Source organism: Candidatus Eremiobacterota bacterium (assembly GCA_031082125.1).
GTDB lineage: Bacteria > Vulcanimicrobiota > CADAWZ01 > CADAWZ01 > Ess09-12 > Ess09-12.
The window spans coordinates 132,642-133,193 of sequence record JAVHLM010000004.1 but is presented as its reverse complement, the minus strand read 5'-3'; the positions used below and the strand labels follow the sequence as shown (position 1 = coordinate 133,193).

Annotated in this window: 1 protein-coding gene; it reads right to left on the bottom strand. The window is 55.3% G+C overall.

The annotated features are described in order from the left end of the window. On the bottom strand, positions 1-552 hold a 552-nt coding region (locus RDV48_06250), incomplete at both ends, for a hypothetical protein (protein ID MDQ7822379.1).

Here is a 552-nt window from a genome sequence, read left to right as displayed (position 1 = left end):
ATGCGGCAAGGCCAGGGTTCTGCGCTGCCTGCTGGTTAAACTCTCTGAGCGCCTGCCGACCTTCAGAGGTTTCTGTCGCCCTTGCTCTTGCCTGAATTTCAAGAGTAGAGAGCTGAGGATCCTTTGCAATCTCCCTCTGCATTTCAGCGATGGTCCTGGCACCCTCAGGCGTTGATGAAGCGCCGGCCTTCACCTGCACCAGCGAAGTGGCAGTCTGAGGATCTTTTGCTGCTTCGCGGTAAATCTCCGTGAAGGTCTTCTTCCCTTCATCGGTTTTCAGCGATGCTGCCTGTGATGAAACAAGCTGCGAAGCCACCTGGGGATCCTTGGCTGCCTCCCGGTAAAGCTCTGTAAAAGCCTTTTTGCCTTCATCGGTTTTCAGCGATGCTGCCTGTGATGATATAAGCTGCGAAGCCACCTGGGGATCCTTTGCCGCCTCGCGGTAAAGCTCTGTGAATGCCTTCTTCCCTTCATCGGTCTTCAGCGATGCGGCCTGAGATGATATAAGCTGCGAAGCCACCTGGGGATCCTTTGCCGCCTCGCGGTAAAGCT